Genomic DNA, 1,319 nt, shown 5'->3' on the forward strand with positions numbered 1-1,319 from the left:
CTGAAGCCGTCTGAAATAAGACGGCTTTATTTATTTTATTTTATTTCCTTTGATGATGATGTAGCATTTGCGATCATCTCGGAAACAGATACAAGTTTTAACCCCTTTTTATTAATGTCGTCAATAATAGACGGAAGGGCAGCAGCTGTCTGTTTGGCGGAATCTGAAGCATGAAGGAGAAGGATGTCCCCCTTAGTTGCTTTCGCAGCATTTGCTTTGATAGCATCTACTCCAGGATTGGTCCAGTCTTTTGAATCAACGCTCCAATGGATAACGGTTAGACCAAAACGATCCGCTACTTTTAGGGTTTTTTGGTCAAAATGACCTGTAGGCGCTCGTAAAAGTTTAATATCCTTTACTCCCAGTTTTTTAAACGCCTCCTGAGCTCTAGCGATATCCTTTACGATCTTACTTTCATCCAGCTCGGTATAATCTTCGTAATTATATCCCAGGATACCTATCTCATAACCTTCCTTTGTGATTCTCTCTACGATGTGCGGGTGCCTTTCAGCCCAGGAACCGGATAAAAAGAAAGTGGCTGATTTTACGTTTTTGCTTTTTAAAACATCTAAAATGGGTTCTGCTTTTTCATCCCCCCAACCAATATTAAAGCTAATAGCTAAATCCTTCTCTCCTTTATAGACTGCCTTTGGTCCGTCTTTCCCTGAAAATGCTGGTACATTTACATAGTTTTCTAAATACAGAAACCAAGCTGTGAAAAAAGCTGCGACTCCTACAAGGATAAATTGTTTTACTGATTTGCCATTTAATACGTAGAAAAAGTTCATCCTCTCACCTCGTCCCAAAACACTACTTGTCTCAAATCTATTCATAAAGAATTTGATTTATGCTTATAAAAAAGTGAAATTAGGAACACACTACAATAACTTACTTGTTAAAGGAGTGTACATCGTTTATGTTAGGTTTGTTAATCAATGAAAAAGAGGTAAAAGAGGTAGAATATCTAATAAAAAGAGAAATGGATGAAATTTTGTTTGATTTAAAAGATAACCGGATTGACCAAGTTGTAAAGAGAGCAATGGAGGAAAGGTATAAAATTTTATTTTCACTCTTTAAGCGTGTAGCACCAGCAAAGGAGTGTCTGAAGTATACAAGGTCAACTAATCAAAGGAAAGAAAAGAAAGGATAAAATAATATCAAAATACCTGTTGACTTTATTTATAGATCTTGTTATATTAATAAACGTCGCTGCTGAATGTCAGACTTAATGAAAAAATATTTCAAAAAAGTTATTGACGAGCGATTAATAAGATGTTATATTAATAAAGTCGCTTTTGAGCGATGGGTTAATAAAGTTG

At 35.5% G+C, this 1,319-nt stretch carries 2 protein-coding genes; one reads left to right on the plus strand and one right to left on the minus strand.

The features are described 5' to 3' along the window. Positions 1–35: 35 nt before the first annotated feature. Positions 36–788, minus strand: a complete 753-nt coding sequence (gene pdaB / locus BKO01S_RS23570) for a polysaccharide deacetylase family sporulation protein PdaB (protein ID WP_066060217.1) — start codon at positions 786–788, stop codon at positions 36–38. Positions 789–916: 128 nt separating this feature from the next. On the opposite strand from pdaB, the gene BKO01S_RS23575 reads away from it, so the two are divergent. After that, positions 917–1,150 carry a hypothetical protein gene (locus BKO01S_RS23575; protein ID WP_066060219.1) on the plus strand — a complete coding sequence of 78 codons (234 nt, stop codon included), beginning with the start codon at positions 917–919 and terminating at the stop codon, positions 1,148–1,150. Positions 1,151–1,319 lie beyond the last annotated feature (169 nt).

This window comes from Robertmurraya korlensis NBRC 107688, assembly GCF_001591645.1.
Classification (GTDB): domain Bacteria; phylum Bacillota; class Bacilli; order Bacillales; family Cytobacillaceae; genus Robertmurraya_A.

What these genes read in the sequence shown, in the direction of transcription:
- pdaB (WP_066060217.1), bottom strand. Translation starts at nt 788, where the DNA reads ATGAACTTTTTCTACGTATTAAATGGCAAATCAGTAAAACAATTTATC.
- BKO01S_RS23575 (WP_066060219.1), top strand. Translation starts at nt 917, where the DNA reads ATGTTAGGTTTGTTAATCAATGAAAAAGAGGTAAAAGAGGTAGAATAT.